The sequence below is a fragment of the Microbacterium sp. NPDC089698 genome (genome assembly GCF_044749045.1).
GTDB lineage: Bacteria > Actinomycetota > Actinomycetes > Actinomycetales > Microbacteriaceae > Microbacterium.
Genome location: NZ_JBIVHE010000002.1, coordinates 371,741 through 394,275 on the forward strand (window position 1 = coordinate 371,741; position 22,535 = coordinate 394,275).

General features: G+C 71.6%; 18 protein-coding genes. 6 read left to right on the forward strand and 12 right to left on the reverse strand.

Going from position 1 to position 22,535, the window contains the following annotated elements; genetic code table 11:
• Positions 1 to 36 precede the first annotated feature (36 nt).
• Positions 37 to 693, forward strand: coding sequence for a TetR/AcrR family transcriptional regulator (locus ACIPY5_RS08840; protein WP_400969354.1), 657 nt, complete (start codon positions 37 to 39; stop codon positions 691 to 693).
• Here the strand turns inward: ACIPY5_RS08840 and ACIPY5_RS08845 are convergent.
• Positions 690 to 2,063, reverse strand: coding sequence for a M1 family metallopeptidase (locus ACIPY5_RS08845; RefSeq protein WP_400969357.1), 1,374 nt, complete (start codon positions 2,061 to 2,063; stop codon positions 690 to 692). The genes ACIPY5_RS08840 and ACIPY5_RS08845 overlap by 4 nt on opposite strands.
• A 60-nt stretch (positions 2,064 to 2,123) precedes the next feature.
• Positions 2,124 to 6,203, reverse strand: a complete 4,080-nt coding sequence (locus ACIPY5_RS08850) for a Pls/PosA family non-ribosomal peptide synthetase (protein ID WP_400969360.1) — start codon at positions 6,201 to 6,203, stop codon at positions 2,124 to 2,126.
• 306 nt (positions 6,204 to 6,509) lie between these two features.
• Here ACIPY5_RS08850 and ACIPY5_RS08855 point away from each other — a divergent pair, with 306 nt between their 5' ends.
• Entirely contained in the window at positions 6,510 to 8,288 is a 1,779-nt protein-coding gene (locus ACIPY5_RS08855) for an RNA polymerase sigma factor (RefSeq protein WP_400969363.1), read from the forward strand.
• A gap of 34 nt (positions 8,289 to 8,322) precedes the next feature.
• Here the strand turns inward: ACIPY5_RS08855 and mnhG are convergent, their stop codons facing one another.
• From mnhG to ACIPY5_RS08890, 7 genes are all read right to left on the reverse strand, one after another.
• Positions 8,323 to 8,712, reverse strand: a complete 390-nt coding sequence (mnhG, locus tag ACIPY5_RS08860) for a monovalent cation/H(+) antiporter subunit G (protein WP_309342006.1) — start codon at positions 8,710 to 8,712, stop codon at positions 8,323 to 8,325.
• 73 nt (positions 8,713 to 8,785) lie between these two features.
• On the reverse strand, positions 8,786 to 9,055 hold the full coding sequence (locus ACIPY5_RS08865) for a monovalent cation/H+ antiporter complex subunit F (protein WP_045271280.1): 270 nt from the start codon (positions 9,053 to 9,055) through the stop codon (positions 8,786 to 8,788).
• Positions 9,052 to 9,729 (reverse strand): Na+/H+ antiporter subunit E, encoded by a 678-nt coding sequence (locus ACIPY5_RS08870; RefSeq protein ID WP_400969367.1) that lies wholly within the window; start codon positions 9,727 to 9,729, stop codon positions 9,052 to 9,054. Before ACIPY5_RS08870 ends, ACIPY5_RS08865 begins: the two co-directional genes overlap by 4 nt.
• On the reverse strand, positions 9,726 to 11,288 hold the full coding sequence (locus ACIPY5_RS08875) for a Na+/H+ antiporter subunit D (RefSeq protein WP_400969370.1): 1,563 nt from the start codon (positions 11,286 to 11,288) through the stop codon (positions 9,726 to 9,728). Before ACIPY5_RS08875 ends, ACIPY5_RS08870 begins: the two co-directional genes overlap by 4 nt.
• Complete coding sequence (locus tag ACIPY5_RS08880) at positions 11,285 to 11,875, reverse strand: Na(+)/H(+) antiporter subunit C (RefSeq protein ID WP_309342000.1); 591 nt, start codon at positions 11,873 to 11,875, stop codon at positions 11,285 to 11,287. The genes ACIPY5_RS08875 and ACIPY5_RS08880 overlap by 4 nt, the downstream gene beginning before the upstream one ends.
• Positions 11,875 to 14,820: a Na+/H+ antiporter subunit A gene (locus ACIPY5_RS08885; RefSeq protein ID WP_400969374.1), complete on the reverse strand. Its 2,946-nt coding sequence runs from the start codon at positions 14,818 to 14,820 to the stop codon at positions 11,875 to 11,877. Before ACIPY5_RS08885 ends, ACIPY5_RS08880 begins: the two co-directional genes overlap by 1 nt.
• A 119-nt stretch (positions 14,821 to 14,939) precedes the next feature.
• Positions 14,940 to 16,034, reverse strand: coding sequence for a LacI family DNA-binding transcriptional regulator (locus tag ACIPY5_RS08890; protein WP_400969377.1), 1,095 nt, complete (start codon positions 16,032 to 16,034; stop codon positions 14,940 to 14,942).
• Between the two features lie 59 nt (positions 16,035 to 16,093).
• Here ACIPY5_RS08890 and ACIPY5_RS08895 point away from each other — a divergent pair, with 59 nt between their 5' ends.
• Positions 16,094 to 17,317 (forward strand): MFS transporter, encoded by a 1,224-nt coding sequence (locus ACIPY5_RS08895; RefSeq protein ID WP_400969380.1) that lies wholly within the window; start codon positions 16,094 to 16,096, stop codon positions 17,315 to 17,317.
• A gap of 28 nt (positions 17,318 to 17,345) precedes the next feature.
• On the opposite strand, the gene ACIPY5_RS08900 is transcribed toward ACIPY5_RS08895, so the two are convergent.
• The gene (locus ACIPY5_RS08900) at positions 17,346 to 17,999 is read right to left on the reverse strand and encodes a response regulator (RefSeq protein ID WP_400969383.1); all 654 of its coding nucleotides are present in this window, start codon (positions 17,997 to 17,999) and stop codon (positions 17,346 to 17,348) included.
• A complete protein-coding gene (locus ACIPY5_RS08905; RefSeq protein WP_400969386.1) occupies positions 17,996 to 19,261 on the reverse strand; it encodes a sensor histidine kinase in 1,266 nt (421 codons plus the stop codon). Before ACIPY5_RS08905 ends, ACIPY5_RS08900 begins: the two co-directional genes overlap by 4 nt.
• Positions 19,262 to 19,379: 118 nt before the next feature.
• Between ACIPY5_RS08905 and ACIPY5_RS08910 the strand changes: the two genes are divergently transcribed.
• From ACIPY5_RS08910 to ACIPY5_RS08920, 3 genes are read left to right on the forward strand one after another with little or no spacing between them, the layout of a single operon-like run.
• On the forward strand, positions 19,380 to 20,210 hold the full coding sequence (locus ACIPY5_RS08910; RefSeq protein WP_400969389.1) for a GAP family protein: 831 nt from the start codon (positions 19,380 to 19,382) through the stop codon (positions 20,208 to 20,210).
• Positions 20,211 to 20,239: 29 nt separating this feature from the next.
• Entirely contained in the window at positions 20,240 to 20,935 is a 696-nt protein-coding gene (gene nucS / locus ACIPY5_RS08915) for an endonuclease NucS (protein WP_309341986.1), read from the forward strand.
• A 25-nt stretch (positions 20,936 to 20,960) separates the two neighbouring features.
• Positions 20,961 to 21,626, forward strand: coding sequence for an HAD hydrolase-like protein (locus tag ACIPY5_RS08920; protein ID WP_400969393.1), 666 nt, complete (start codon positions 20,961 to 20,963; stop codon positions 21,624 to 21,626).
• Positions 21,627 to 21,799: 173 nt separating this feature from the next.
• Here the strand turns inward: ACIPY5_RS08920 and ACIPY5_RS08925 are convergent, their stop codons facing one another.
• Entirely contained in the window at positions 21,800 to 22,003 is a 204-nt protein-coding gene (locus ACIPY5_RS08925) for a cold-shock protein (RefSeq protein WP_045250254.1), read from the reverse strand.
• Positions 22,004 to 22,535: the final 532 nt, after the last annotated feature.

The window sequence follows — 22,535 nt, forward strand, 5'->3', positions numbered from 1 at the left end:
ACGGAATGTGTTCCGCTTCTGAGGAAGGTTACCGGAATGGATTCCGATTCGCCAGACGCGCCCGCACTGGTGCTCCTCGGTCACGGCGCCCCCGAACCACGACGGGCGGATGCCGTCCGCAACCGCGGCAAGGCGCTCGAGGCGGCGCAGCGCGTGTATCGCCGCGAGGGCATCGAGGGGCTGACCATGCAGAAGGTCGCCCTTGAAGCGGGAGTGGGCGTCGGCACCCTCTACCGGGGCTTCACCGACAAGGCCGGCCTGGCCATGGCGCTGCTCGACGAACGGGAACGGCAGCTCCAGGAGCTCATGATCTCCGGTCCCGCCCCCCTCGGGCCGGGCGCCGAGCCCGTACCGCGGCTCGTCGCGTTCGTCACCGCGTACGTCCAGCTCGTGGCCGATCAGCTCGATCTCGTCCTGATGTCCGAGACCTCAGCCGTCGGTGCGCGGTTCCGCAGCGGCGCGCACAACGTCTGGCGCGCTCATTGCCGGCATCTCATCCAGCTCGCGGGCGCGCCTTCGGGGGACTACCGGGCCGAGGCGCTGCTCGCCGCGCTCTCCGGCGAGATGATCGCGCACGGGCTTCGCGAGCAGGACAAGAGCCGGACGCAGCTCGCGGACGACGCCGTCGGCCTCGCCCGCGCGCTGGTGGTCGCCGGCCCCGATCACGACAGAGGACCGGACGGTCGCTCCTAGACCTCGGTCGCGGCCCTCGGGTTCACATTCAGGGCGGCGGTGACCGGCGCCGGCTCCACGTCCGCGAGGGCGGCGGGCGCCTCGGGCAGCGGCGGAAGGGCTTCCACGTCGAGCCAGGCGTCGAAGAACGCCTCCAGCCGGCGGCCGGCGACGGAGGCCGCGAGCGTGCGGAAGTCCTCGGTCGTGGCGGTCGCCCCGGCGTGCTGAGACGTCCATGCGCGGATGATGCGGAAGAACGCGTCCTCGCCCACCGTGAGCCGCAGCGCATGCAGGGCGAGTGCGCCGCGCTTGTAGACCCGATCGTCGAACATGAGCTCGGGACCGGGATCCGAGAGCACGAGATCCTGCGGCTCTGCCGCGAGCGCGGCCCAGTGGCCGAGAGCCTTCGCATGCGCGCTGCGTCCGCCGCTGCGCTCCGACCAGATCCACTCCGCGTAGCAGGCGAAGCCCTCGTTCAGCCAGATGTCGCGCCACCGTGCCAGCCCCACGCTGTTGCCGAACCACTGGTGCGCGAGCTCATGCGCGATGAGGCGCTCGAGGCTGCCCCTGCCGTCGATGTGATTCGCGCCGAACACGCCCATGCCCTGCGCCTCGAGCGGGATCTCCAGGTCGTCCGCCGTCACCACGAGCCGGTAGGAGGGCAGCGGATACGGCCCGAACGCCTCGGCGAACACGGCCATCATCTGCGGCAGCGGCGACAGGTCCGCGTCCACGCGCGCGGCCAGCCCCGCCGGGTGCAGCACCTGCCCCTCGACCCCGGAGAGATCCATGCCGCGTGAGACATATTTCCCGATCTGCACGGTCGCGAGGTACGTGGGCGTGGGCGCTGCGCGTTCGAAGACCCACGTCGTTCGCCCGCCCTTGGTCGTGGTGGACACCGGCTCGGCCGCTGCGACCGCGTAGCCGGGATCCGTCGTGATCACGAGCCGGTAGGTCGCCTTGTCGGAGGGGTGGTCGTTGCACGGGAACCACGATGGCGCGCCGACGGGCTGGGAGGCGACGATCGCACCGTCCTCCAGCTCCTCCCAGCCGAGCGTGCCCCAGCGGGTGCGCCGCGGACGAGGCGCACCGCCGTAGGTGATCGTGAGCTCGAACGGATCCCCCGCCGCGAGCTGCCGGCCGAGCGCGACCTTGACCTTGCGATCGGTCTGAGTGAAACCGATCCGGCCGCCGAGGTCGCTGCGCACCTTGGTCGCACGCAGCCCCGCGAGATCCAGCGAGATCGCCGAGGTCGCCTCGATGGCGCGCCCGCGCACGATCGCGACGCCGTCCAGCCGGTTGGTGCCGAGCCGGTAGTCGATCCTCAGGTCGTAGTGCTCGACGCGGTAGCGGCGGTCTCCGGAATGCGGGGTGTAGTCGTCGGGGCTCACGGTTCCATGCTCACAGATCCCGGCACGACGGATGCACGACACTCACCGCAGTCCCGGCGCTCACTCCGCCGCCTGGTAGCTGCGCACCTTCACGACGCGCCAGGGCCCGATCGGGTTGCCGCTCCAGCGGCTGCCGACCGGCACGCTCTCACCCCGCATGACGAGCGAGGCAGGACCGACCGTCGCATCGGATCCGATCGTCGCGGCAGGCAGGATCACGCTGTGCGGGCCGAGGGTCGCACCCGCCTCGAGCGTGACCGTGTCGATGCTCATCACGCGGTCGTGGAAGAGGTGCGTCTGCACCACGCAGCCGCGGTTGACCGTCGCCCCGTCGCCGAGCGTGACCAGATCCGGCTCCGGCAGCCAGTAGCTGTCGGTCCAGACGCCCTTGCCGATCGTCGCGCCCAGCGAGCGCAGCCACACGGCGAGCGCGGGCGTGCCCGCCGCCGCGTTCGCGAACCATGGAGCCGCCATCATCTCGGTGAACGTGTCGGCGACCTCGGTGCGCCACACGAAGCTCGACCACAGCGGGTGCTCCCCGGGGCGGATCGGCCCGACGAACGCCCACTTCGCCGCGGTCGCGAACGCCGCCGCGACCGCACCCGCGATCAGCAGCACGAGTCCGGAGAGCACCACGGTCCACACCAGTCCGATGCTCGTGGCCAGCGCCGCGAGCGCGAGCAGGACGGCGAGTCCGAGCGCGCAGGAGAGGATGACGGGGACGATGCGGCACAGCTCCCACAGGCCGCGGGCGACCCGCAGGGCCGTGCGAGGGCGGTAGGTGCGCTCGAGATCCGACTCATTCACGACCCGGCGCAGACGCACCGGCGGGGATCCGAGCCAGGAGGATCCGGCCTTCGCCTTGTCGGGCGCCACCGAGAGAACGGCGACGAGGCCGTCCTTGGGCACCTTGTGCCCGGCGCCGGCCATGCCCGAGTTGCCGAGGAACGCGCGCTTGCCGATCCTCGCCGCGGCCAGGCGCATCCATCCTCCGCCGAGCTCGTAGGACGCGACCATCGTGTCGTCCGCGAGGAAGGCGCCGTCGTCGATCGTCGTCATCGAGGGGATCAGCAGCACGGTGGAGATCTCCACTTCCTTGCCGACCTTCGCCCCGAGAAGACGCAGCCAGGTGGGGGTGAACAGGCTCGCGTACAGCGGGAAGAGCAGCGTGCGGGCGGAGTCGAGCAGGCGCTCCGTGGTCCACGCCTGCCACGCGATCCTGCCGCGGACGGGGTGGATCCCCTCGCGCAGTCCGATCGACAGCAGTCGGGTCCCCGCCACGACGAGCGCGGCGAACACGAGCCCGGTCACGAGCACGGACGGCACGAGCCAGATCGCCAGTCCGGGGAGCGCGGCAGCGAGCGAGGAGGCTCCGCGCGCGCCCTGCACGAGCACGAGCGCCCCCAGTGCGAAGGCCAGCACCGGAAGAAGTCCGAGAGCCATGCTCGATGCGGCATACGCCCACAGCCAGCGGCGCGGTGCGGGCGGGCGCTCCGGCGCGAGCGGAGCGGACTTCCCGCCGACGCGAACGGCGGGCGAGCCCGCCCAGCGCTGCCCGGCGCGCACACGGCCGAACACGGCGGATCCGGGCGCCACCTCCGCCGCGCGGCCGATCCGCGTTCCGGGGGCGAGCGTGCTGCGCGCGCCGACGACCGCACCCGCGCCGATGCGTATCCCGCCGACGCGCACCGTGTCGCCGTCGATCCAGTATCCGGAGAGGTCGACCTCGGGCTCGATCGCGGCTCCGGCGCCGATGTCGAGCATGCCTGTCACGGGCGGCAGCGTGTGCAGGTCGACGTCGGGGCCGATCTTCGCCCCGAGCGCCCTGGCGTAGTAGCTCACCCAGGGTGCGCCGGCGAACCCGACGGGGTCGATCTGGTGGCTCACCTGCTCCGCGAGCCACAGCCGCAGGTGCACGCCTCCCCCGCGGGGGTAGTCGCCCGCCCGCACGCCGGCCAGCAGGATGCGCGCGGCGATCGCGGCGATCGCCATGCGCCCGAACGGCGTCGCGAAGACCACGAGCCCCGCGATCAGCAGCCACAGCGGCGCGGTCGGCAACCAGTCGAACCCCGGCACGAGGTGCAGGATCGCGCTCCCGGTCAGCAGCCACAGCACCCACCGGATGCCGCCGAGCACGAACAGCGGCACCCCCAGGATCGTCTGGATCCACTGCATGCGCCGCGGGGTGGGCCGGGACTCGTGGAAATCGCCGGGTTCGGGCTCGTCGTCGCCCGCCTCGGCCTCGACCGCGTCGGCCATGCGCCGCAGACGAGGCAGGTCGTACACGTCGGCCATCGTGAACTCGGGCGCGCGGGCGCGGATCCGGCTCACCAGCTGCGCGGCCGCGAGGGATCCGCCGCCGAGCTGGAAGAAGTCGGCGTCCTCGTCGAGCGGCCGGGTGCCGAGCACGGCGAACCACTGCTCGGCGAGCCAGGCCGCGGTGCCGGTCAGCGTGGAGTCGTCGGCGTCCGGATCCGTCAGCGGCCACGGCAGCGCCGCCTTGTCGACCTTGCCCGAGGTGCGCACGGGCAGGTCGTCCATGACCGCGAGCAGCGGGATGAGCGGGGCCGGGAGCGTCTCCGCGAGTTCGGCGCGCGCGGTCTGCCGGTCGAAGCCCTCGGTCGGCACCACATAGCCGACGAGCAGCGGAATACCGCCCTCGCTGCGCTGCACGACGACGGTCGCCGCCGTGACCGCGGTGAGGTTCTGCAGCGCGGCCTCGACCTCGCCGAGCTCGATGCGCCGACCGCCGATCTTCACCTGGTCGTCCGCGCGGCCCTGGAACACGAGGCCCGCCTCCTCGTAGCGGACGAGATCGCCGGAGCGGTAGGCGCGGTCCCAGCCCAGGGACGCCATCGGCGCGTACTTCTCCGCGTCCTTCGCGGGGTCCAGGTACCGCGCGAGGCCGACGCCGCCGATCACGAGCTCCCCGACCTCGCCCTCGGCGACCCTGTTGCCCTCGGCGTCGACGACGGCGAGCTCCCAGCCGTCCAGCGGCAGGCCGATCCGCACCGGCTCCCCGGCCCGCAGCGCCTCGCCGTCCATCTCGGCCGCGCACGCGACCACCGTGGCCTCGGTGGGGCCATAGGTGTTCCAGACCTCGCGGTCCTCGCCGACCAGCCTCGCGGCGAGCTCGGGCGGCAGCGCCTCGCCGCCGAAGATGAGCAGCCGCAGGTTCTCGATCGCGTCCTGCGGCCAGAGCGCGGCGAGCGTCGGAACGGTCGACACCGCGGTGATGCCGTGCCCGAGCAGCCAGGGTCCGAGATCCTCGCCCGAGCGCACGAGTGCGCGCGGCGCCGGCACGAGACAGGCGCCGTAGCGCCAGGCCAGCCACATCTCCTCGCACGAGGCGTCGAACGCGACCGAGAGCCCTGCCAGCACCCGGTCGCCCGGACCGAGCGGCGCATCCTGCAGGAAGAGGTTCGCCTCGGCGTCGACGAACGCGGCCGCCGACCGATGCGTCACGGCGACGCCCTTGGGCACCCCGGTCGAGCCGGAGGTGAAGATGATCCAGGCGTCGTCCAGCGGCATCGGATGCGGCACGGTCGTGATCGAGACCGAGCTCGGGTGCGGATCCTCCCCGTCGAAGAGTCCCGATCCGGCTCGCTCCCCCGCCGTCACCCCGGCCGTCCCGGCCACCCCGGCCGTCCCGGCCACCCCGGCCACCCCGGTCACCGGGTCCGTTTCGGGGCGCGCGGGGTCCGTTTGGGGCGCGCCCTGCCCGGATTCGACGGCGTGGTGCGCCCCGAACGGGGAATCTGCGCCCCGGAACACCCCTCCGGCGCCGATCACGCCGCGCACCTTGGCCTCGCCGAAGACGAGGTCGGCGCGCTCCTGAGGGTCGTCTGCGTCGACCGGGACGTATGCCGCACCCGCCGCGAGGGTGCCCAGGATCGCGAGGTAGAGCTCGCGCCCGCCCGAGGGCATCCTGATGCCGACCCTGTCGCCGCGCATGACCCCGTGCGCGCGCAGCCGCGCGGCCGTGCGCCAGACCTGGGCGAGCAGCTCGCCGTAGCTGAGCGCTCCCGCCGCGTCCTCGATCGCGGAAGCGTCCGGGTGCCGGCGCGCCGTGTCGACGAGGATGTCGATCAACGTGCGCGGTGTCGCGGCGAGCGCGGCGCGGTCGAGGATGTCTTGCATCGGGTTCCGTTCGAGCTGCTGTCACGCCGGGGCGCGTGCGCGCTCAGGGTACCGCGGGCGGGGAAACAGCAGGTGAAGCATCGCTCTGGGACGACGCACCGCGTCATCGGGCACGGACCTGTGTCCCGTGCCGCGGCGGGATCCGGGGAAAAAGATTCGAGGATGGCGCGCCTCTGGTGCCAAGATGCTTGTGACGAAGCGCTGTTCCCGGAACGGGACCCGACCCGTGACCGATGCGCTCGAGCCGCCTCCGGCCCGGAGCCGCGGCGTGGTGCGCCTCGTCAGGAGGCCGTCCGTGGAGGTGTCATGACCGAGGTGCGAAGCGATGCGGAGCTGCTCCGCGACGTGCGCGCCGGCGATCGCGGCGCCTATGACGCGCTGTGGCGCAGGCACTACGGCGCCGGGATCCGCTACGCGGGACGACTGGCGCCGACGCGGGCCGAGGATCTCGTGTCCGAGTCCTTCCTCGCCATCTACCAGCAGGTGACCACGACCCCGAACGGACCCACGTTCGCATTCCGCTCCTACCTCAAGGCCGTGATCCGCAACACGTCGATCCGCTGGCACAAGGATGCGGAGCGTCTGCTCGATTCGGACGACGTCGACGACGTGGAGCACCGCGACGCCCTGAGCTATGCGGAGCAGGAGTCGGAGTCCGCCGACGTGCTCGCCGCCTTCCAGGAGCTCCCGGACCGGTGGCAGCGCGTGCTCTGGCTGGCCGAGGTCGCCGACGCGAGCCGATCCGACATCGCGCGCGAACTGCAGATCAGGCCCAACGCGGTCTCGGCGCTGCAGCGCCGCGCGCGCTCCGGACTGAAGTTCCAGTGGCTGAGCAGGCAGATCCCCGTCGCGCTGCGCGAGGAGACGGCCCATGTCGCCCGGCTGCTCCCCCAGTACCTCACAGAGCCCCGCAATGCGATGCTCGCAGCGGAGGTCGGTGCGCACACCTCGGACTGTGCGGACTGCCGCGAACTGCTGGGCAGCCTCCGCGGCGGCGCCGCACGCCTGCAGGGCACCACGCTCGCCGTGCTGCTGGGGTCTGCGGGGCTCTCGGTCCCCGCGGCCGCATCGATGACCACGGGGACGGCGGCCGCTGCCGCAGCGGTCTCCGCCGCGGGGATCGGCGCCTCCGGATGGTTCTTGGTGGGAGGCGGCCTGATCGTCGCCGGATCCCTCGCCCTCGCGCCACTGGTGATCGTGGCGCCCGCCCTCCCCGATCCTGGGCCGACCTCCGCCCCCGCGGCGATCACGGCGCCTCTGCCCGCGCTCCCCCTCCTTGCGGTCCCGCCGCTGACGTCGGCGGTCGACGAGGTGGTGGACACGACGCCCATCCCGATCGGGACGATCGAGCTCGGCAGGCTGGTCAGCGATCCGTCGATCCCGGTGATCGACCTCAGCACCGACCCGGTCTCGCGGTACCTTCCGCCGCAGCCGCTGCCCGCAGGCCCCGATACGCCCGGCCCTGGATCCGGCACCGGCGGAACCCCGGGCCTCGACCCCGGTGTCACCACTCCGGCCGATGTCACGGCCTACGTCGCGCCGATGATCACCGGGCAGACCGCCCCGGGCAACTCGGTCGCGATCGACTTCGCCTCCCAGAGGTATCCGGTCGACGTCGCCCCCGACGGATCCTGGACCTTCGACACCCGCCCGCTGGCCTTCGACATCGGGACCTACGACTACTCCGTCTGGGCCTTCACCCCCACGGAGCAGTCCCTCGCGACGACGGGCACGGTCACGGTGCAGGCGCCGACCGTGCAGGGATTCGAGCAGCTCAGCGGACCGATCCCGCTCGAAGAAGCACGCACCACCGGACTCGTGATCTCGATCACGGGTCCGGCGAACGGCACCGTGTGGGTGTCCACCACGAAGACCGACGCGACCGTGACTCTGGACAGCACCGGCCACGCGATCCGTCGCATCAGGATGCTCGCCGACGGGTGGTACCCGTTCGGCTTCGCGGTGATCGACGCGGACTGGTATTCCGGGCCGGCCTTCGCCGCGGACGTCGACGTCCTCGACGCGAGCCGCGGGCCGAACTGGCCGCGCGGCGGCGGCGGTGTGTTCGAGATCGTCGACCCCTGATCCCCCGGATCCGGCCAGGCCGAAGAGGCGCGGATCAGCCTGCGCCGGGCGGGGTGCGCTTGGAGTCGGCGAGCTCGTCGACCACGAGCGAGCGCTCGTCGATCGTGCCGTTGCGGTAGGCCTGGCGGCCTACCATGTGCGCAGACAGCGGGGCGGTCGCGAACTGCATGAGCACGACCGGCGCCACGAGCAGCAGCCCCAGCGCGACGCCGATCACGGAGCGCTGCGAGAGCGCGATCGCCAGGCAGATCAGCAGCAGGCCGAGGACCTGCGGCTTGGTGGCGGCGTGCAGCCGGTTCGGCACATCGCGCAGGCGCAGAAGTCCGATCGCGGCGATGAGGCACAGCAGCGCGCCGATCAGCACGAGCACCCATACGGCGGTGTCCACCACGACATCGGGGATCCGCAGCTCGAAGACGTTCATCGCTCTCCCCCGTCCTTGCGGGTGCGGCGGGCGAAGGCCTGGTTCCTGGTGGCGGCGTTGCTGGTGGCGGCGTTCATGACGGCGTGTTGTCCCTCCGCGCGACATAGCGGGCGACCGAGATGGAGCCGAACACGCCGACCGCGGCGACGACGATCAGCACCGGCAGCGTGCGGGTGTGGTGGTTGATCGCCATGTCGGCGCCGAGCACGCACATGACCTCGGTGAGGAGCACGTCGGCGGCCACCGCCCGGTCGAGGATCGACGGCCCGATGACGATGCGGATCACCGCGAGCACGGCGGCGACCGCGAACACGATCATGATGACGAGCAGCAGCGGATTCATCGGCGACCCTCCTCTGATCCCTGTGCAGGGCCCGATCCGGTCGACGGACCGGATCCCTTCGGCCGGTGCGGCGTCGGCGAGCTCCCGGCCACCGTACCCCCGAGACGCTCCGCCTCGGCGCGTTCATCGGCGCGCAGCTGCGCCGCCTGCGCCGGGGATCCGAGCGCGCGCACGATGCGGCGCTCCCAGCGCAGCACGCCCGCGCGCTGGCGCTCCACGTCCTCGAGCGAGCGCACGCCGATCACGTGCAGGTACAGCGTCCTGGTGTCCCGGTCGGCCTCGACCACGAGGGATCCCGGGATGAGCGACGACGTGACGGCGACGTGCGTCATGACGAGATCGTCGGCGTAGCGCAGCGGCACGGCGATGATCGCGGCCCCCGGTGCGCGCCGCGGGTTCAGCACCTGCACCGCGACGCTGAGCGAGCCGTGCACGACGGCCGCCAGGAACTGGACGACGAGGATCGCCGCCCACCACAGGTTGATCCGCCCGGAGAGCTCGATCGTGGGCAGCCGGAACACGCGCGTCACGAACAGCGCGACCGCGATGCCGGTCACGGCGGAGAGCACCGTGAACTGTCCCCAGAGCAGCATCCACAGCACGACGAGCCAGAGCAGGAACGGCAGCTGCAGGCCGATCTCACGCCAGAGTCCGCGCTTCGCGGCGGCGCTCATGAGGAGGCCTCGTCCCCGTCGAGCATGTCGAGGTGCACGGGCTGCAGCAGGTTCGCGCCGATCCGCTCGCAGAGACCGTAGATGGGACCAGCGAACACGGTCAGCGCGAGGGTGACGGCGACCATGCCGCCGGTCGCGAAGGTCATGATCGTCGGGATCCGGCGCCGCTCCTGCTGCTCGTCCGCGGCCGGCGCGCTGCCGAGATGGGCGATGCGCTCGTTCTCCTGCTCCTCGGGGGTCTCGTCCTTGTCGCGCCAGAACGCGAGGTTCCATGCGCGCATGAGCGCGTAGAGCGTGAGCAGAGAGGTGAGCACGCCGCCGACGATGAGCACCCAGATCAGCGGGGTCGCGACCTGCGCCGCCGCCTGGAACAGCGCGAATTTGCCGATGAAGCCGGAGAACGGCGGCAGGCCGCCGAGGTTGATCGCGGGCACGAAGTACAGCACGGCGATGAGCGGCGCCGCCTTCATGAGCCCGCGCACCTTGAGGATGGACGTGCTGCCCGCCCGGCGTTCGACGAGTCCCACCGCGAGGAACAGGGTCGTCTGCACGATGATGTGGTGCACGATGTAGTACACGGTGGCGCCGATCGCGGCGGGCGTGGCGATCGCCAGTCCGAACACCATGTAGCCGACGTGGCTGACCAGCGTGAACGACAGGATCCGCTTCAGCTCCGCCTGCGCGACGGCGCCGAGTATGCCGATCACCATGGTCGCGAGCGCCACGATCATGAGCAGCGTGTTGATGCTCGACACGTTGAACAGCTGCGTCTCCGTGCGGATCAGCGCGTACACGCCGACCTTCGTCAGCAGGCCCGCGAATACGGCAGTGACCGGCGCGGGCGCCGTCGGATAGGAATCCGGCAGCCAGAACGACATCGGGAACACGGCCGCCTTGATGCCGAACGCGACCACGAGCATGAGGTGCAGCACGAGCTGCGTGCTGGGCGGGATCTCGCCGATCCGCTCCGCGATCTGCGCCATGTTCACGGTGCCCAGCGCCGCGTAGATGAGCGCGATCGCGACCAGGAACAGCACGGAGGACACGAGCGAGACGACGATGTAGACCGCGCCGGTGCGGATGCGCGATTCGGTGCTCCCGAGCGTGATGAGCACATAGGACGCGACGAGCAGGATCTCGAAGCCGACGTACAGGTTGAACAGGTCGCCCGCGATGAAGGCGTTGAAGATGCCCGCGGCCAGGATCAGGTACGAGGGGTTGAAGATCGAGATCGGGGTCTCCTCGGCCCCGTCCGCGGCCCCCTGGCCCACCGAGAAGAGCAGGACCGCGACCAGCACGATGCTCGACACGAGCACGAGCAGCGCGGCGAGCCGGTCGACGTAGAGCACGATGCCGAACGGGGCAGGCCACCCGCCCACCATGACGGCGATCGGCTTGGTCTGGTCGACCACGACGAGGAGGGTCGCGGCGATCACCGAGACGGCGGCGAGGGTGGCGACCGTGACGATGACCTGCACGCGCGTGTTGCGGCCGAACACGAGCGTGATCGCGGCGCCCAGCAGAGGGAGGGCGACGAGCAGCGGGACGAGGGCGTTCATCGCGGCTCCTCCCCCGGGTTGCGGTCGTCGTCTGTCTCGGTCGCGGCGTCGGGGGCCGGGTGGTCCGGTGCGCGGAACGGCCGCGGATCCGGGCGGTCCACCGGCGCGTCGTCGACGAGGCCGTCCAGGTCCTTCGCGTGCAGCACGCGGATCGGGGAGGTCGCGACGCCCACGAAGTCGGTCGTGGCGTCCTCGTCCTCGAGGTCGACCTCGTCGTCCATGAGGTCCTCCTCGATCTCCGTCCGCTCGCGCAGCGAGATGTCGGTCTCGTCGTCCTCGACCGTGTCGGCCTTGCCGAGCTGCCAGGAGCGGTAGATGAGCGCGAGCAGGAAGGCGGAGACGGCGAAGGTGATGACGATCGCCGTGAGCGTGAGCGCCTGAGGCAGCGGGTCGCTCATGTCACCGTCGATGCCGTAGAAGGGCGCCCGCCCCGGCCTGCCCATCACGATCAGCAGCAGCAGGTTCACGGCGTTGCCGAGCAGCAGGAATCCGATCAGCACGCGGGTCAGGCTGCGCTCGAGCATCGCGTACACGCCGCAGCCGAAGAGCACCGCCATGACGATGATGAGCACGAGGGAGACGTCCATCAGATGTCCACCCCCCGCGCGCGCATCTCGAGCGTCTGCCGGTCGACCTCGGCGCCGAGGCTGCGCAGCACGTCGAGCACGAGCCCGATCACGACGAGGTAGACGCCGATGTCGAAGAACGTCGAGCTGACGAACTCGATGTGTCCGATCACGGGGATCTCGGCCTCCCACACGGCGCTGGACAGCGGTGCGAGCCCGAAGAACAGGGGCACCACCGCGGCGCCGACGGCGAGGATGAGCCCCGCGCCGAGCAGGCGCCCGGCGTCGGTGGGCGCCGCGGCGCCGAGCTCCCAGCGCCCGCCCGCGATGTAGCGCATGACGAGGGCCATGCCCGCGACGAGACCACCCGCGAAGCCGCCGCCGGGGGCGTTGTGGCCCGCGAAGAGCAGGTAGATCGACACCACGATGATCGTGTGGAACAGGATCCGCACGATCACTTCGAGGAGGATCGAGCGATTCTCCGGCTTGACGTTGCCGCCGCCGACGAGCCACGCGCGCGGCGCCGTGTCACCGGCCGTCTGCACGCGCACGCCCTCCGTCGTCTCGACGAGCGGCCGGCGGCGCGCCTGCCGCGGCCCCTCGGGCAGCGCCTTCGTGGCGGACAGGCGATCGGCGCGATGCGTGACGAACACGAGCGACGCGACACCGGTGGCGGCGAGCACGAGCACCGACAGCTCCCCCATCGTGTCCCAGCCGCGCAGGTCGACCAGCGCGACGTTCACGACGTTCTTGCCGTGGCCCAGCTCGTAGGCGAGCTTCGGGAAGGCCTCGGAGATGGGCGCGGCGACGCGGGATCCGGTCGCCACGATCGCGACGCACGCCATCATCACACCCGCCGCGATGCCGAGGATCGCGCGTGGCACCCGGCCCACGGAGGCGTTGTGCTCCCCCATCCGGGCCGGCAGCCGGCGCAGCACGAGCGCGAAGGTGACGAGCGTCACGGTCTCGACGAGGATCTGGGTGAGCGCGAGGTCGGGGGCGCCGCTGGTGCCGAACAGCACGACCATGCCGAGCCCGGTCACGGAGACCAGGACGACGCCGGTGTAGCGCTTCTGCGCCCGGATCGCGAGCAGGCCCGCGAAGATCATGATCGGCGCGACCACGAGCTGCACCGGCGTGTGCCAGGCGCTCAGCTGCGCGTTCGCGGGGCCGCCCGCGATGAGCGCCGTGGTCTCGGCGGCGATCACGACGACGAAGATCGTGCCGACGTAGACGGGCAGCGAGCCGCGCTGAGTGAGCGACGTCGTCACCACGGAGAGCCGGTCGACGCTGCGCATGGCCAGGTAGTACACGTCCTGGGCCGTGAACCGCAGCAGACGGGGGCGGCGGTCCCAGCCGAGGCGGCGCGTGAGCGGGAACAGGGCGAGGCCGAGAAGCACAGCTCCCAGCGACAGGAACAGTGCGGGGGCCAGGCCGTGCCAGAGCGCGAGGTAGCCGGGATCCAACGGCGAGCCGTCGTAGCCGGGCGCCTTCGCGTCGTCCGCGTAGCCGTAGAGGACCACGGTGACGGCCGAGGCGAGCGGGCCGAGCACGAGGGTGGCGAAGGCGAGGATCACCGGCGAGACCAGGAAGCCGAAGGGCGGCGATGGCCATTCCGTATCGGGCATATATGCGCCCGCGGCATCCTTCTTCCGCCAGAACGCGCCCCAGAGGAACCTCGCACCGTATGCCGCGGTGAGAATGGATCCCAGGATCACACCCACGAGCGCGACGATCCCCCAGGGGGATCCGCGCTGGGACTCCTCGAAGAGCGCCGCGAGCGTGGACTCCTTCGCCGCGAACCCGATGGTCGGAGGGATCCCCATCATGGATCCGACCGCGAGGAAGCCCGAGATCGCGAGCAACGGAGCCTGGCGTCCGACCCCGCTGATCTCGGTGACGTCGCGCGTGGAGAGCTGGCGGTCGATGACGCCCACGATGAGGAACAGCGAGGACTTGAACAGGGCGTGGCTGATCACGAGCGCGAGCCCGGCCAGCATCGCGTCCGGCGTGCCGTAGCCCAGCACGACGGTGAAGAAGCCGAGCTGGCTCACGGTGCCGAAGGCGAGGATGCGCTTGAGGTCGGTCTCGCGCAGCGCCTGCACGCCGCCGAGCAGCATCGTGAAGACGCCGAGCGTGATCGTGATCGGACGCCACGGTCCGGACAGCGCGAACACCGGGGCGAACCGCGCGATGAGGTAGATGCCCGCCTTCACCATGGCCGCGGCGTGCAGGTAGGCGCTCACCGGGGTGGGCGCCGCCATGGCGCCCGGCAGCCAGAAGTGGAACGGGAAGATCGCGGACTTGCTCAGTGCGCCGACCAGCAGCAGCACGATCGCGGCGTCGACGAGCGGACCGGTCGGTGCGAGCTCCAGGATCCGCGACATGCTCGAGGTGCCGGCATCGACGGCCAGGAACACCACGCCGATGAACATCGCGAGGCCGCCGAGCGTCGTCACCAGCAGCGCCTGCAGTGCGGCGCGTCGGCTCGCACCACGGCGGTGATAGTGCCCGATCAGCAGGTAGGAGAGGATGCTGGTCAGCTCCCAGAACATGACCAGCAGCACCAGGTCGTCGGTGGTCACCAGCCCGTACATCGCGCCGGCGAAGGCCAGCAGCACCGCGGCGAACTGCCCGATGCCCTCTTTCGATCCGCGGAAGTACCACCGGCAGTAGAGCAGGACGAGCGCGCCGACGCCGGTGACGATGAGGGCGAGCAGCCAGCTCAGCTCGTCGAGCCGGAAGGAGAGCGAGAGTCCGAGCTGCGGGATCCAGTCGACCGATTCCCGCGGCACGAGGGCGGGATCCTCGGATCCCGCGAGCACCTGCGGCGTGAGAACCACCAGGTGCACGAACGCGGCGGCGGGGACGAGCGCCGCGACCGCGAACGCGCGTGCTCCGATCCAGGAGACCAGCAGCGGCAGCAGCAGGGACGCGAGGGCGAACACGGCGAGGAGTGTCAGCACGGCGGTCTCCTCTGGCTCGTCGGTCTCTGCGGACTCAGCGCGTGAGCGTGCAGGTCGACACAGGCGGGCGGGTTCGGATCCAGTTTACGTGCCGAAACCGGCATCCACCGCCGCGAACCTCACGAACGGGGTCCGACGACCGGGGCCGGGCCCGTCGTCGTGCCCTCGCGGAACGTGCACGTGAAGCGGATCGAAGCGGCTTCCTCCCCCGCCAGCATCCGCGCGACGGCATCCCCGGCGGCGCGCCCCTTCTCGACCGCGGGCTGCACGGCGGTCGTGAGCACGTGATCGCCCAGGCCGTCCACCGCGATGCCGTCGAAGCCCGCCACGCTGACGTCCTCCGGCACGCGCAGGCCCGCCTCCTCCGCCGCACGGATCACACCGGCGGCGAGGAGGTCGCTCTGCGCGATGACGGCGGTGGGGCGGGTCTGGTGATCCGCGAACAGCAGGCGCCCCGCGATGAGCCCCTCGTCGATGAGGCTGCCGCCGGCGGAGACCACGCGCGCATCGGGGAACACGGACAGCGTCCCGTCCAGGCGCGCGCTCGTGACGGGGGTCGTGATGGACGCGATGCGCGCGGGTGTCGCGTCCCCGCGCACCCTCCCGCCGTCGAAGGGAAGGGTGACCACGGCGACGTCGCGGTGTCCGAGCGCGCGCACATGGTGCGCGATCTGCGCCGCGGCCTCGCCGTTGTCCAGCTCCATCCGCGGCACGTCGTCGCCGGCGTCCCCCTCGATCACGACGACGGGCAGGCCCCGATTGCGCACGGCCCGAAGCGTCTCGCGCATGCGTCCGCTGCAGCCGATCAGCACCGCGGCGTCGATGGGCGCCGTGGCGAGCGTGGGAGCGTCCGACCCCGCCTCTGGATCGTCCCGCAGCAGGAGCACCCCCGCGCCGAGCGCGGCGAGGCCGTCGGTGAGACCGTCCATGGTCGCCGTCTTGATCGGATCCAGGAAGGCCGTCCGCAGGTGCTCCTCGAGCGCGACCGCGACGATGCCGCTGCGCCCCCGGCGCAGCGAGGCGGCACGGGGATCAGGACCGGTGTACCCGAGCTCGGCCGCGACGGCGAGCACCCGCTCCCGGGTGGCGCCGGCGACCGGCGCCTTCCCGCTGAACACGACCGACGCCGTGGAGGGGCTCACCCCCGCCGCGCGCGCCACGTCTGCGATCGTGGCGCGGCGCCGCACGGCCGAAGGATCGGGATCCGAGCTCATGTCTCGACAATAACATCGCGGGGAACACGCGGGTCGAATCGATTCGATACACTGGGCGGATGGACACCGCCCTCACCCGCTCCCAGTTCGTGCGCTGGCGTGCCGCGATCTTCGCGATCTTCCTCGCCAGCGGTCTGTCCATCGCCACCTGGGCCTCGCGCGTGCCGGACATCAAGGCCGCGCTGCACATCGAGAACGGTCAGATGGGCCTGCTGCTGCTGGGCATGGGGGTCTCGTCGATCATCGGCATCTCGACGAGCCCCGCGGTCATGGCACGCACCGGGGCGCGCCTCGGCATGCTCGTCACGATGCTGAGCTTCGCCGTCGGCGTGGGCCTCGTAGGCCTCGGCACGAATGTGCTCGGATCCATCCCCGTGGTGGTCGTGGGGCTCGTGCTGTTCGGCCTCGGCAACGGATCGCTCGACGTGATGATGAACGTCGAGGCGACCGCGATCGAGCAGCAGATGGGCAAGACGATCCTGCCGGTGTTCCACGCCTTCTTCAGTTTCGGCACCGTGATCGGCGCGGGGATCGGCGCCCTCGTGGTGCATCTCGGACTGAACGTCGCCGCGCACACCCTGCTCATCGCCGCGATCATCGCGGTGCTGGCGGTCGCCTGCTGGCTCAACGTTCCCGACCGCGAGGCGACGCTCGACCCGCAGCCCGCGGAGAAGCCGCACTGGCGCGAGCGCATGCACGTCGCACTCGAGGCCTGGCGCGAGCCGCGCACATACTTCCTCGGCATCGTGATGCTGGGCATGTCGTTCGCCGAGGGCGGCGCGAACGACTGGCTCGCGCTCGGCGTCTCCGAGGACCATCAGGCCGGCCCCGCCCTGGGCGCCGCGGCCCTGGCGACGTTCTCCGTCGCGATGACCGTCGTCCGGCTCTTCGGCGGCCCGCTCGTCGACCGCTTCGGCCGCGTCATCGTGCTGCGCGTGCTGGCGATCACGGCCGCCGCCGGGATCCTGCTGTTCATCCTCGCGCCGAGCACCCCGCTGGTGTTCGCCGGCGCGGCGCTGTGGGGGATCGGGGCCTCGCTCGGCTTCCCGCTGGGCATGTCGGCCGCGGCCGACGACCCGGCCAAGGCCGCCGCCCGCGTGAGCGCGGCCGCCACGATCGGCTACATCGCCTTCCTCGGCGGCCCGCCCGTCCTGGGCTTCATCAGCGACCACATCGGCCTGCTCAACACGCTCTACGTCCTGGTCGTGCTGGCGGCGCTCTCCGGCCTTTTCTCGGGGGCGGCCCGCCCGCTCCGGGAGGAGGAGAAGGTCAGCGCCGGCTGAGCGGCGCCGCGCGCAGGCTCCACGACGATCAGCGGTGTCGGACGATCGCGGCCGCGTGCGAACGGCTGCGCGCTCCCAGCTTCGCGAGCACATTCGACACGTGCGTCTTCACGGTCGTCACCGAGATTCCGAGGTGCTCCGCGAGCTGCGCATTCGACCAGCCGCGCAGTATGCCGTCCAGCACGTCCTGCTCGCGGGCCGTGAACGCGCCGCCCACCGGCGCCGCGGCGGAAGGCGGCTCCCGGTCGGCCACGGCACCGGCCCGCGCCGCGGCGAGCGCACGGCGGGTCACCCTCGGGTCGAGCACGCCGTCTCCTGCGGCGACCGCGCGGATCGCCTCGACCAGCGTCGCCGCATCGGCCGTCTTCAGCAGGAAGCCGGCGGCACCGGCGAGGATCGCGCCGTCCACGAGGTCGTCCTCATCGAAGCTCGTGAGCACCAGGACGTCGGCCAGGGCTTCGTCCACGATCTCCCTGGTGGCCGAAATCCCATCGCGGCCGGGCATCCTCAGGTCCATGAGCACGACATCCGGCCGCAGCGCACGGGCGTTCCGCACGGCCACCGCGCCGTCCGAAGCCTCGCCGACCACGTCGATCCCGTGCGCCTCGAGCATGATCCGCAGCGCGCTGCGGATCGCGCCGTGATCATCGGCGAGGAGCACCCGCGGCGCCGGGCCGGTCACGGCGCCTCTCCTCGGGGGAGCTCGGCGCGCACCGACCAGCCGTCGCCCGTCGGGCCTGCCGAGAACTCGCCGCCCAGGGCGCGCACGCGCTCGGCGAGCACCGCGAGACCCGTGCCGGATCCGGCGAGCGCCGGGCCGGACGCGCCCCGCCCGCCGTGCGAGTCGATCCGGATCAGAAGCCGATCCACACCGTCCGAGAGCCGCACCCGCACCTCGGCGCCGACCGCGTGGCGCGCTCCGTTGGCCAGGGCTTCGCGCACGACACGGGCGGCGGTCTGGTCGACGAGCAGGGGGAGCGCACCGGTCCGCCCGCCCATCTCGCGCTCGTCGGCTATGCGCTCGTCGTCGCGCTCGTCGGCGATGCGCTCGTCGCTGATGCGCACGCTGAGGCCGCTCCGCTCCGCCGCGCGCACGAGCTCAGGGATGTCCGCCAGCGTCGGCGCCGGTGCCGGTGCTTCGCCGCCGTCGCGCAGCACGGCGATCATCGAGCGCAGCGCCGCGTGGGCGTCGAGGCTCGCATCGCGCACGGCACGCAGCGCGGCGCGATCCCGCGTCTCGTCCGGGAGGGTGGACAGCGCCGCCTCCGAGCGGATCGCCATCGCCGACACATGTCCCGCGACGAGGTCGTGCAGCTCTCTCGCCATGGTCTCGCGCTCATCGCGCACGGCCTCCCTCGCGGCGTCCGTCGCCCTGCGCCGCTCGAGCGCGGCGACCTCCTCCGCCCGTCCGACCGCGACCGCCCACCAGTAGTCGGTGCCGAGGAGGGTCGCGATCTGCAGCGTCACGAGCATCGCGATCCTGGGGTCGGAGGTGCGCAGCAGCGCGAAGACCAGGAAGGCGCAGGCGACGATCACGAGCGCGACCGCAAGCCCCCGGCGCACGCGGGCCGTGGCCCGATGCACGGCGTGCCAGAGCACGTCCAGCAGCACGACGAGGGATCCCAGCCCTCCCACGGTCGCCGCGTCGCCGGCGAACAGGGCCGCCGCCACCGGGAGCGCGAGGAGGGGAGGGATCCGGTCACGGAGCGCGATGAGGACGCAGCCGGGTAGCGCGAACGCGAGCGCCCACCAGGGCGAGATCGGGAAGGGCGTGACGCGGAACAGATCCCAGAGCCCGGCGAAGCCGAACGCCGAAGCGACCACGCTGAGCAGTGCGGTGCCCGCGGCGTCGGCGATCGGCCGGGAGATCCCGTCGAGCATGCGGGGGAGGAGGGAGGGAGGACCCGGCACGGCGACGCGATCGAGCGTGCGCGGACTGTCCATCGCCCTATCGAACCATGCGGCGCTCCGCAGACGCATCGGCCGAAAGGAGGAGCGCCGCCCGCGGCTTTCCGCCCTTCGCCCGATCCGCGACGGCCCGGCGGACGGGAGCCTTGGGGGCATGGACCTCTCGCCGGAAGCCCCGCTCGCCCTCACCCTCGCCGTGCTCGCACTCCTGGACGGGCTGAGCGTGGGCACCCTGCTCATCCCGGTCTTCCTGCTGCTGCCGCCCGGACGCGTACGGGTGCGGCGGATCCTGCTCTACCTCGGCACCATCACCCTCTTCTATCTGCTGGTTGGGCTGCTGTTCCTCTGGGGCCTCGTGAACGTCGTCGACGTCGCCGCCGACTTCCTCTCCTCGGATGCGGGGCGGATCGCGCGCCTCGTCGTCGGAGCCGCCCTCCTCGTGGGCGCCTTCCTGGTCCCCGGTGCGAAGAAGAAGGAGGCCGTGCTCGTCGACAGCGTCGTAACGGGCGAGGCTCGGGGCGGCCCCGGCCCGTTCCCTCCGGTCGCCCCCGATGCGGCCGAGCCCGCCCCGGGGCGGATCGCGCGGTGGCGCGATCGGCTCCTCGACCCCGCGACCCCGCCGCTGGTGGTCGTCGGTCTCGCGATCGCCGCCGGCCTGGTCGAGGTCGCGACGATGCTGCCCTACATCGTCGCGATGACGATGCTCGCCGATGCCGGCATCGGCATCCCGCTCCGCATCGCCGCACTCGCGGGCTACTGCCTGCTCATGATCGCGCCGGCGCTCTTGCTGCTGGTCCTGCGCGTGATCGCCGCCCGGGCCGTCGAGGGGCCGCTGCGGCGGCTCGGCGCCTGGCTCAGCCGCACCGGCGCGGAGAACACGGCCTGGATCGTCGGCATCGTCGGATTCCTCATCGCGCGCGGCGCCGCCTCCGAGCTCGGGCTCTTCTCCGGCGTCGGCGCACTCTTCGGAACCGGCGGGAGCTGAGGCGCGGCCCGGCGGGCTAGGCTCTTCGGGTGCGTCTCGTCATCGCCCGCTGCGCCGTGGACTACTCCGGCCGGCTCAACGCCCACCTGCCCCTCGCCACGCGTCTGCTCGTGCACAAGGGCGACGGCAGCCTGCTCGTGCACTCGGACGGCGGCAGCTACAAGCCACTGAACTGGATGAGCCCGCCGTGCCGCCTCGAGCCCGAGCAGCCGGGGGAGGAGGAGGCGTCCGCGGGCGTCACCGAGGTGTGGCGGGTCACGCATCAGAAGACCGGCGATGCGCTGCGCGTGCAGATCTACGAGATCCTGCACGATTCGGCCCACGAGCTGGGCGTCGACCCCGGCCTGCAGAAGGACGGCGTCGAGGCGGATCTGCAGCGCCTGCTCGCGGAGCAGGTGGATCGGATCGCCGAGGGCGCGACGCTGGTGCGCCGCGAGTATCCGACCGCGATCGGGCCCGTGGACCTCATGGTGCGCGACGCGGACGGTGCGGCGATCGCCGTCGAGATCAAGCGCCGCGGCGACATCGACGGCGTGGAGCAGCTCACCCGCTATCTCGAGCTGCTCGGCCGGGATCCGCACCTCGCCCCCGTGCAGGGCGTGTTCGCCGCCCAGGAGATCAAGCCGCAGGCGCGCGTGCTCGCCGAGGACAGGGGCATCCGCTGCCTCATCCTCGACTACGAGGACATGAAGGGCATCGAGTCCGGTATCCCGCGGCTGTTCTGAGCCGCATTCCCCGAGAGGCATGAACATGGCCGCGTCCTGCGTCCTCTGGGACGTCGACGGCACGATCGCCGACGCCTCGGCGGGGATACTGCCTCGTCTGGTCGAGGTGTACGCGGCGTTCGGCCTTCCGGAGCCTGCGCAGAGCGAGCTGGCCCGCTGGATCGGCCCGCCGATGTTCGAGTCGTTCCGCGACCTGGCCGGCCTGTCCGAGGAGGACGCGCACCTCGCGGTGCGGAAGTACCGGGAGCTCGCCATGCGCGACGGCTACGCCGCGAGCGTGCGGATCTACCCCGGCGTGGCCGAGGCGCTGCAGGCGGTCAAGGCCGCGGGCATCCCGCAGGCCACCGCGAGCTCGAAGCCGGAGAATCAGGTGCTCGCGATCCTCGAGCACTACGGACTGATCGACGACTTCGTCATCGTCGCCGGAGCACTGCCCGACGCCTCGGGCCTGCATGACGGCAAGGAGGCGGTCCTGCGGCGCGCCCTGCACCGGCTCACCGAGGCGGGCGTCGACGTCAGCCGCCCGGTCCTGATCGGCGACCGCCTGCACGACATCGAGGGCGCCGCTCCCCTCGGCGTGCCCGTGATCTTCGTCACCTGGGGTTTCGGCGAGCCGGGGGAGTCCGCCGGCGCCGTCGCCGAGGTCGCGACCCCCGACGAGCTGCTGCGGATCCTGCTGCCGCAGGGCTGACCTCTGCGGACACGCGACCTCCCGCCCGTGAGAAACCACTTCTGACACGAGACATCACGCCTGACGTGGTGTCTCGTACGGGATCTGGTTTCTCGCGCCGCGCCGCCGAGCCACCCGCGCAAAAGAGACTCCCCCGGTGCCGAAGCACCGGGGGAGTCAGAAGTCCGTGTCGCTCAGAGCGGACGGATGTTCTCGGCCTGCAGGCCCTTGGGGCCCTGCGCCACATCGAACTCGACGCGCTGGTTCTCGTCGAGCGAGCGGTAGCCGGAGGATGCAATGGCGGAGTAGTGCGCGAACACGTCAGCTCCACCGTCGTCGGGGGAGATGAAGCCGAAGCCCTTCTCCGAGTTGAACCACTTAACCGTGCCCTGAGTCATGTACTGCCTTCTTGCTTGGGCTTACGCCGGCGCAGACGCGCCGACGATGCTAACGCTATCCGAGTCGACCCGCATAGCAACACCCCGGATGACAAGGTGACGAAAATGTTGCAACTCGCGTGACGAGCGGGATCCGCTCGCGGAGAGACGGGAGCCAGGGGCGCCTCCCGAGGTGCGTCCCGGAAATGGAGCGGGTCCCCACCGCGGGGGGAGCGATGGGGACCCAGGACGACCGGAGGGTGCGTCTGAAACCAGCATAACCCATGTTCGGGGGTTCTGTCCCCCAAAAGGGGGACAAAATATCGATGGCGGCGCTATCATCTCAGTACATCGGAATACTGGGGATGAAGCGGCCCCCCCGGGGGATCCATTGGGGACTGGATGCGCCGAGGGGGCCATTGCACGCACTGACTGCCGGTCTCTGGGGAAGACCTTCCACCCTCGCTGGGGACGTCGGGTGGGAGCAGCCGTCTTCGCGTGCGCGCGGTCCACACTAGGCGAGGCCGCGCGCCCGTGTCCAGGACACACGGGG

Coding starts and splice junctions, on each gene's coding strand:
- ACIPY5_RS08855 (WP_400969363.1), top strand. CDS start 6,510: ATGACCGAGGTGCGAAGCGATGCGGAGCTGCTCCGCGACGTGCGCGCC.
- ACIPY5_RS08910 (WP_400969389.1), top strand. CDS start 19,380: ATGGACCTCTCGCCGGAAGCCCCGCTCGCCCTCACCCTCGCCGTGCTC.
- ACIPY5_RS08895 (WP_400969380.1), top strand. CDS start 16,094: ATGGACACCGCCCTCACCCGCTCCCAGTTCGTGCGCTGGCGTGCCGCG.
- ACIPY5_RS08850 (WP_400969360.1), bottom strand. CDS start 6,203: ATGCAAGACATCCTCGACCGCGCCGCGCTCGCCGCGACACCGCGCACG.
- ACIPY5_RS08880 (WP_309342000.1), bottom strand. CDS start 11,875: ATGGACGTCTCCCTCGTGCTCATCATCGTCATGGCGGTGCTCTTCGGC.
- ACIPY5_RS08840 (WP_400969354.1), top strand. CDS start 37: ATGGATTCCGATTCGCCAGACGCGCCCGCACTGGTGCTCCTCGGTCAC.
- ACIPY5_RS08875 (WP_400969370.1), bottom strand. CDS start 11,288: ATGAACGCCCTCGTCCCGCTGCTCGTCGCCCTCCCTCTGCTGGGCGCC.
- ACIPY5_RS08925 (WP_045250254.1), bottom strand. CDS start 22,003: ATGACTCAGGGCACGGTTAAGTGGTTCAACTCGGAGAAGGGCTTCGGC.
- mnhG (WP_309342006.1), bottom strand. CDS start 8,712: ATGAACGTCTTCGAGCTGCGGATCCCCGATGTCGTGGTGGACACCGCC.
- ACIPY5_RS08890 (WP_400969377.1), bottom strand. CDS start 16,034: ATGAGCTCGGATCCCGATCCTTCGGCCGTGCGGCGCCGCGCCACGATC.
- ACIPY5_RS08870 (WP_400969367.1), bottom strand. CDS start 9,729: ATGAGCGCCGCCGCGAAGCGCGGACTCTGGCGTGAGATCGGCCTGCAG.
- ACIPY5_RS08905 (WP_400969386.1), bottom strand. CDS start 19,261: ATGGACAGTCCGCGCACGCTCGATCGCGTCGCCGTGCCGGGTCCTCCC.
- ACIPY5_RS08865 (WP_045271280.1), bottom strand. CDS start 9,055: ATGAATCCGCTGCTGCTCGTCATCATGATCGTGTTCGCGGTCGCCGCC.
- ACIPY5_RS08920 (WP_400969393.1), top strand. CDS start 20,961: ATGGCCGCGTCCTGCGTCCTCTGGGACGTCGACGGCACGATCGCCGAC.